Source organism: Pedobacter sp. 10L46_2 (assembly GCF_056395165.1).
The window spans coordinates 1-6,114 of sequence record NZ_JBFTIZ010000087.1 but is presented as its reverse complement, the minus strand read 5'-3'; the positions used below and the strand labels follow the sequence as shown (position 1 = coordinate 6,114).

The 6,114-nt window shown below is 36.6% G+C and carries 7 protein-coding genes; 5 read left to right on the top strand and 2 right to left on the bottom strand.

Translation table 11 applies throughout. From position 1 onward, the window contains the following. From AC1DDX_RS11685 to AC1DDX_RS11675, 3 genes are all read left to right on the top strand, one after another. Positions 1-1,483 (top strand): RagB/SusD family nutrient uptake outer membrane protein (locus AC1DDX_RS11685; RefSeq protein ID WP_477622064.1); only part of this gene is annotated, 1,483 nt, incomplete at its 5' end. Positions 1,484-1,506: 23 nt separating this feature from the next. After that, complete coding sequence (locus AC1DDX_RS11680; RefSeq protein WP_172660707.1) at positions 1,507-2,166, top strand: fasciclin domain-containing protein; 660 nt, start codon at positions 1,507-1,509, stop codon at positions 2,164-2,166. Between the two features lie 61 nt (positions 2,167-2,227). After that, positions 2,228-3,118 carry a DUF5007 domain-containing protein gene (locus AC1DDX_RS11675; RefSeq protein WP_477622063.1) on the top strand — a complete coding sequence of 297 codons (891 nt, stop codon included), beginning with the start codon at positions 2,228-2,230 and terminating at the stop codon, positions 3,116-3,118. 68 nt (positions 3,119-3,186) lie between these two features. On the opposite strand, the gene AC1DDX_RS11670 is transcribed toward AC1DDX_RS11675, so the two are convergent. Next, positions 3,187-4,206 (bottom strand): acyl-CoA reductase, encoded by a 1,020-nt coding sequence (locus tag AC1DDX_RS11670; RefSeq protein WP_172660705.1) that lies wholly within the window; start codon positions 4,204-4,206, stop codon positions 3,187-3,189. 77 nt (positions 4,207-4,283) lie between these two features. Here AC1DDX_RS11670 and AC1DDX_RS11665 point away from each other — a divergent pair, with 77 nt between their 5' ends. Then, complete coding sequence (locus tag AC1DDX_RS11665; RefSeq protein WP_048904300.1) at positions 4,284-4,634, top strand: 4Fe-4S dicluster domain-containing protein; 351 nt, start codon at positions 4,284-4,286, stop codon at positions 4,632-4,634. A 55-nt stretch (positions 4,635-4,689) separates the two neighbouring features. Here the strand turns inward: AC1DDX_RS11665 and AC1DDX_RS11660 are convergent, their stop codons facing one another. Then, positions 4,690-5,145 (bottom strand): universal stress protein, encoded by a 456-nt coding sequence (locus AC1DDX_RS11660; protein ID WP_172660704.1) that lies wholly within the window; start codon positions 5,143-5,145, stop codon positions 4,690-4,692. 82 nt (positions 5,146-5,227) lie between these two features. Here AC1DDX_RS11660 and AC1DDX_RS11655 point away from each other — a divergent pair, with 82 nt between their 5' ends. Further along, a complete protein-coding gene (locus tag AC1DDX_RS11655; RefSeq protein WP_337715638.1) occupies positions 5,228-6,007 on the top strand; it encodes a C40 family peptidase in 780 nt (259 codons plus the stop codon). Positions 6,008-6,114 lie beyond the last annotated feature (107 nt).

Below are 6,114 nucleotides of genomic sequence, written 5' to 3'. Positions count from 1 at the left end.
AATGCTTTGCACAGGACTATTTTCCTGCAAAAAATTATTAGACTTAAAACCTGAAGGTTCGGTATATGAAGGAGTGTATTGGAAAACTCAGGATGATGCAACTTCTGGCTTAATGGGGGCCTATTCCTTATTGCGTAAGTCGCTTACTCTTGGCGGACAAGGTATGTCAAATTTTGTGTTTGGCGATTTTACCGCGGGAGTTTTTACCGAGGGAGGTGATTATGCATTAAATTTCCTTGTTAAAGGAGACCAGTATTATGGAACAGGATTAAATGTTAATGATTTTAGAGGTGATTATCTGGATGATTTCCAAACCTGGACTCCCTTTTATAAAACAATAACACAAGCAAATACCGTAATCGAAAAAGTAGGTAAAATGCCTGATAATGTATTTAAGACACCTGCTGATAAAAGGAAGATTATTGGAGAGGCTTATTTTATTCGTGCCTACACCTATTTTTATATGGTTCGTATATGGGGAGATTTGCCGTTGGTACTTCAGTTTGACCCGGATCCTGTATCGTCTAAGAATATTGCGCGTACCTCAGAGGTTACAGTTTTAGATTCTTGTGTTGTGGACATGAATAAAGCAGTTAAACTTTTAAATTGGAAAACCAGTAACGAGGAGATAGTAAGGGCTGATAAAGGTGCTGCTTTTGCGCTAATGGCTCATTTAAATAGATGGAAGTATTTTGTAACTAAAGATGCTGACCAAGGATTATTAAATAATGCGGTTGCAGCAATAGATTCTATAACCGCTTCTGGGAAGTACATGCTGGAGCCAGCTTCAAATTTTGCCAGATTATTTAAAGGTAAATCATCAGAAGGCATCTTTGAGATCAATACAAGTTTCGGTCAGGGCGAGTATCAGGAAAGCGGTTTTTATAATTATACCCTAGGCATTCCTTACATACCAGGACAGTCTAAATCAACCATTTTTGATAGGGAGATGGTTAATGCAATTTTTGCTGATGATTCGGATGCGAGATATAACTATTATTTCGACAGGTCTAAACCTGAAGATATGATTCTCACAAAATACATTGGTAAAAACAAACAGAATTTAACTTTTAAAGATCCTAATGCCCAGACAGGTGCGGTAATAGATTGTAATATCAGCATTTTCCGATTAGCAGAAATGTTGTTGTTAAGGGCAGAGTGTAATGCATTACTAAATAAAGATGGTCAGGCACTCACAGATTTAAATGAAGTTAAAAGAAGGTCTAATCTTGAGAATTATGCCGGAAGTGGAGAAGATCTTAGATATGAAATATTTGATGAGACTTTCCGCGAATTGTTTTGTGAAGGCCATACCTGGTACGATATGGTGCGAAACAAGATGGTGGTTGACTATCTTGATGCTAGTCGCTTCCCTCAATCAAGATACGATGAGGAAGGTTGGAAATGGCCTATTAACAGAGGATTATTTGTTGATAATAAACAATTGACACAAAATAAATACTGGATCGGAAAATTAAGATAACCTGGTCACTTAAATTAAATATCATGAAAATTAAATTATCATACATTTTAACTCTAGTCGCTTTTTGTGTTGCATTTACCGCCTGTAAAAAGAACGACTATATCATCGGAGGCGATTTACATGATCCACATGTAAATATGACGACTTATGATTTTCTTAAAACCAAACCTCTATTTGATACCCTGGTAGTTCTTATTGATAAGGCTGGATTGAAAGATGAAATCAACGGGAATAATACCTTTTTTGCTCCTACAGATTATTCAATTAAAGCACTTCTGGCAAGAAGAACACTAATTATTCAACAGAAGTATCAGGATGAGAATATCAAGTATACGTTGGATAGTTTGCCTGTTCCGGAGCTAAGAGATTCACTAAGATCTCATCTTTTTACCGGTAAGATTAATCGTGAGCAGCTTTCTTTAGAAAATAAAGTTTTCAAGAGTCTGTCTGGCGAGGATTTTTCTATTTTACTAAAACAAGTTGATAGCTATACCGGGCTTGTAACCACTAGACCACAGTATCTTTATCTAACCAAGATCAGGAATGGTCTGGACCCGAATCCAATTCCTGATGATTATCTGGATGAGGACAGGGATATAATAGAGCTGGTTCAGACCTCAGGGATTTTGACTACCAACGGGGTACTCCACGTATTAAATAATACCCACAAATTTTACTGGTAAATCTTTTAGTTTAGCCTGGGTGGGTTGTAAAAAGATCCCTGTAGGTTTTATTGGAGAAACAATGTATTATAAAGACAGCCCCTTTTCAATTGAACAGGGTAATGTAAAAGTAGTAACAAGCTCACTAAATTTAGATGGGTCAACGCTTCCTGTTTTAGTTAAGTTACTGGAAGTAAGAAAAAAAGGAACAAGCCAAAAAGCTGAGGAATTTTATGCAGAACATGAGGTTTATGTTTACAAACAGCCAATTGATCCGGACGTAGATACTACCATTGCGCAGGTAAATGCGAAAAGAGAGAAGAAAATGCTGCCTCCTTTTGAGTTTTTGCCTAGCGGACAATTTCTGTTTAATGCAGGAACCGCATTTTTGCCAGCAAGATCTGAATATGAATTTGACGTAGAGGTAAGTAATGAGAGCGGGACAAAGGTGTTTAAAAACATTGGCGAAATTCATTTTAGAGATCCGGAATTGTTTAAGCCTTATGCAATAGCAGCAAGCTGGTTTAATGATAATGGAGTTGCGACTGACAATGGCGCATTGTCTGCTAATCCAGAAATGATCATTGAAAAAATCAGTGACCAGGGTACAAATGCAATTGTAAAGATTGTGGATCAAAATGGAGTTCCATTTAACCCTAAGACAGGAGAGATCATCAAAAGAGGAGATAGGCCGACGTTTGAATCTTATGCGAAATTTAACCCTGTAACGTATACAGATACTTCGATGGTTTGTAATTTTGAGATTACGCCTTTCCCGATAAAGAGAATTAGCGGATATGGAGATTTTCTAATGTACTACAGAATACCAAGTAAGTTTGCGTCGTTAACTACATTCCCGGCAAATCATCCTCCTGGAACCACATTTAGTATCAATCCAAGATTTGGATTCCAGATTAAGCAACTGGGTACCTATTTAATAACCATTAAATTAAATGGCGTAATACACAAATAATAGGTTGTATCAAAAGCAAAACCCGGCATACTTAATATATCGTTTATATGTTAAGTATGCCGGGTTTTTTATATCGTTTTAAGGAATGCTATGGTATCAACATTATCTGCATAATCCCATAGTTTTGGAACCTGACTTTCTCCGAATGATAATACAGCGGTTTTTAGTTCAAAAGGGATGTTACTTACTACACATTGAATATTTTCTTCTTCTGCCCTTAGCTTAGTTGCAACATCATCGATGTTTTTATAACGCTCATAATACAATACAGCTAATGGCGATGACATTCCTGAATCTTCTTTTAACAATAGGAAACCGTTATCGTAGTGCTCAGCCATATTTACCAGGTAAATAGATTTGTTATAATCGTAATTGTTGTTGTATTTGAAATGATTAATAATTTCTTTGAAATGTTCTATTGGTTCAAAGAACTCTTTGATACTATAATCCTCCGGGATAAATAGTTTAGAAACATTTCTGCAACCTAACCCAAAGTAATCAAATACATCATGACCAAGTGATGCGATTTCAGAAGGCTTTTCTTGTCCGTTTAAGACTGCAACACTATTCCTGTTTTTTCGAATGATATTTGGGACCTTACCAAAATAAAAATCAAAATATCTTGAAGTGTTATTACTGCCGGTAGCAATCACAGCATCAAAATCTTTTAAACGTTCAACATAAACAATATGATCTGCCAGTTGAGGCTCAATAATAATTAGCTGAGCGAGTAGGGCAGGCAGCAATTTATCGTCAGATGATGAGAGCTTAATAAGCGCTATGTTTCCGGTTGCCAAAACAGATAATACATCATGAAAACCTACAAGAGGGATGTTTCCTGCCAATATTAGTCCAACTTTTTTAGGGTTTTTATTAATCGTAATATTTCTGAACCAGGTTTCCAGATCTTGTTGGTTAAGCATTTTATGCAAAGCATTTAATGATCTTTCAACCTCATCTATAGTAAACCAGGCATTGCTGTTTTGAGCCGCTAAAATCAGGTTTTTGAATCCCTGATCGGGATTGGCTATATAGTCACTAAGTTTTTTTAAAGCAATAATTAGTTTTTCCGTAGTAAGGATTGGCATATTTCCAACAATTTTAAAGTTTAAGTGTTATATTTGCAATGCAAAGGTAACCCTTAGCAATAGATTTACACGAAGACATGGCTATTAAAATAACAGACGAATGTATTAACTGCGGAGCATGTGAGCCTGAATGCCCAAATAATGCAATTTACGATGCAGGCACTGCCTGGAGATTTTCTGATGGTACTAACTTAAATGGTATTATCGACTTTGGCGACAAACAAATAGATGCTGAAGCTGCACAGGATGCAGCCTCTGATGAGGTCTATTATATTGTTTCAGATAAGTGTACAGAATGTAAAGGCTTTCATGATGAACCTCAATGTGCTGCGGTTTGTCCGGTAGATTGCTGCGTTGATGACGAGGATGTTCGCGAAACAGAAGAAGAATTATTGGCTAAAAAAGCTTGGTTACACCAAGAGAACTAGTTTTAGCTTTTATAATCAAATTTATACAGGACACCCAAAGGGTGTCCTTTTTTATTTAAGCTTTTTCTTCATACTTGTTTGGAACAATTAAAACGGGACATGCAGATTTTCTAGCTACGTGCTCAGCAACACTTCCCATTAAAAAATGATATAAACCTGTTCGGCCGTAAGTACCAATTACAATAAGATCAGAACCGTACTCATCAGATTGCTGTATAATCCCGTGCGCAGCACTATCAACCACGCTTAAATAGGTGGTAGCTATGCCATGACTAAATTTAGTTTCAATTTCTTTTAATAATAAATGACTGTTTTCTTCACTGTTGTCGTAAGTTTCCAGAAAAACAGGGGCCAGTGTTAAGTCAGGGCTGATGTTCGCAGGCACGGGTTCTATAATGTTGACAAGTGCAACCTCTGCGCCAAACGTCTTCGCTACTTCATAACCAACTTTTGCTGCTTTTTCTGAACAAGTACTATTATCAACAGCAATTAAAATTTTTTTGAGGTTCATCGTCTTATAGATTAAGGTTTATACTATAAAAATAACAAAATAACTGTGCAAAAGTTTACATTTATACCATTGATTTTATGCTATGGAACAATACTATGGAATATGTAGGGTGGCAGTTGCACCCTTAAGATCTGAACCATCAGACAGAGCTGAAATTGCATCTCAATTGCTTTTTGGAGATCATGTGGAGATACTGCAACGAAATGAAAAGTGGTGGCAAGTACGCAATGCTTTCGATGGATATGAGGGTTGGTTAGACTTTAAGCAGTTAACAGAAGTATCGTTAGAAGAGTTCGTAAGTAATCATAGTTGCAAATACCTGGCCCCGGCCGAAATAGGGAATGTAATAACAGATGAGCAGGGCAGTAAATATTATATCTCTCCAGGTAGTAATCTTCCTTCGTTTAATAATGGTTATTGCAGTATAGGCACTGAAAAGTACAAGGTTTTATTTAGTCCAACAGTAGTTCCTCCTTCGGACCAAATCGATGTTATAAATACGGCACTTTTCTTTCAAAACGTTCCTTATTTATGGGGGGGCAAAAATTTGTTTGGAATGGATTGTTCCGGATTTGTGCAGATCGTTTTTAAACTAAACGGGATACAGTTAAACAGAGATGCATGGCAGCAGGCAGAACAAGGTACCACAGTTGATTTTTTGCCTGAAGTTAAACCAGGGGATGTAGCTTTCTTCGATAATGAAGATGGTCGCATTATTCATGTTGGTATTATGTTAAATGCAACTGATATAATTCACGCTTCAGGTAAAGTCAGGATAGATCCAATGGATAATCAGGGTATTTACAATGCTGAATTAGGAAGATATTCTCATAAGCTTAGAATCATTAAGCGATTAACTTAACGATTCTAAGTTAAGCTCGATCAATTTAACCCTTTTCTACTATACATTTAGGGTTGTGGGATACGGGGAAATTGCAAGAATTAGCAATAAAGCACATCTTGTTTGCC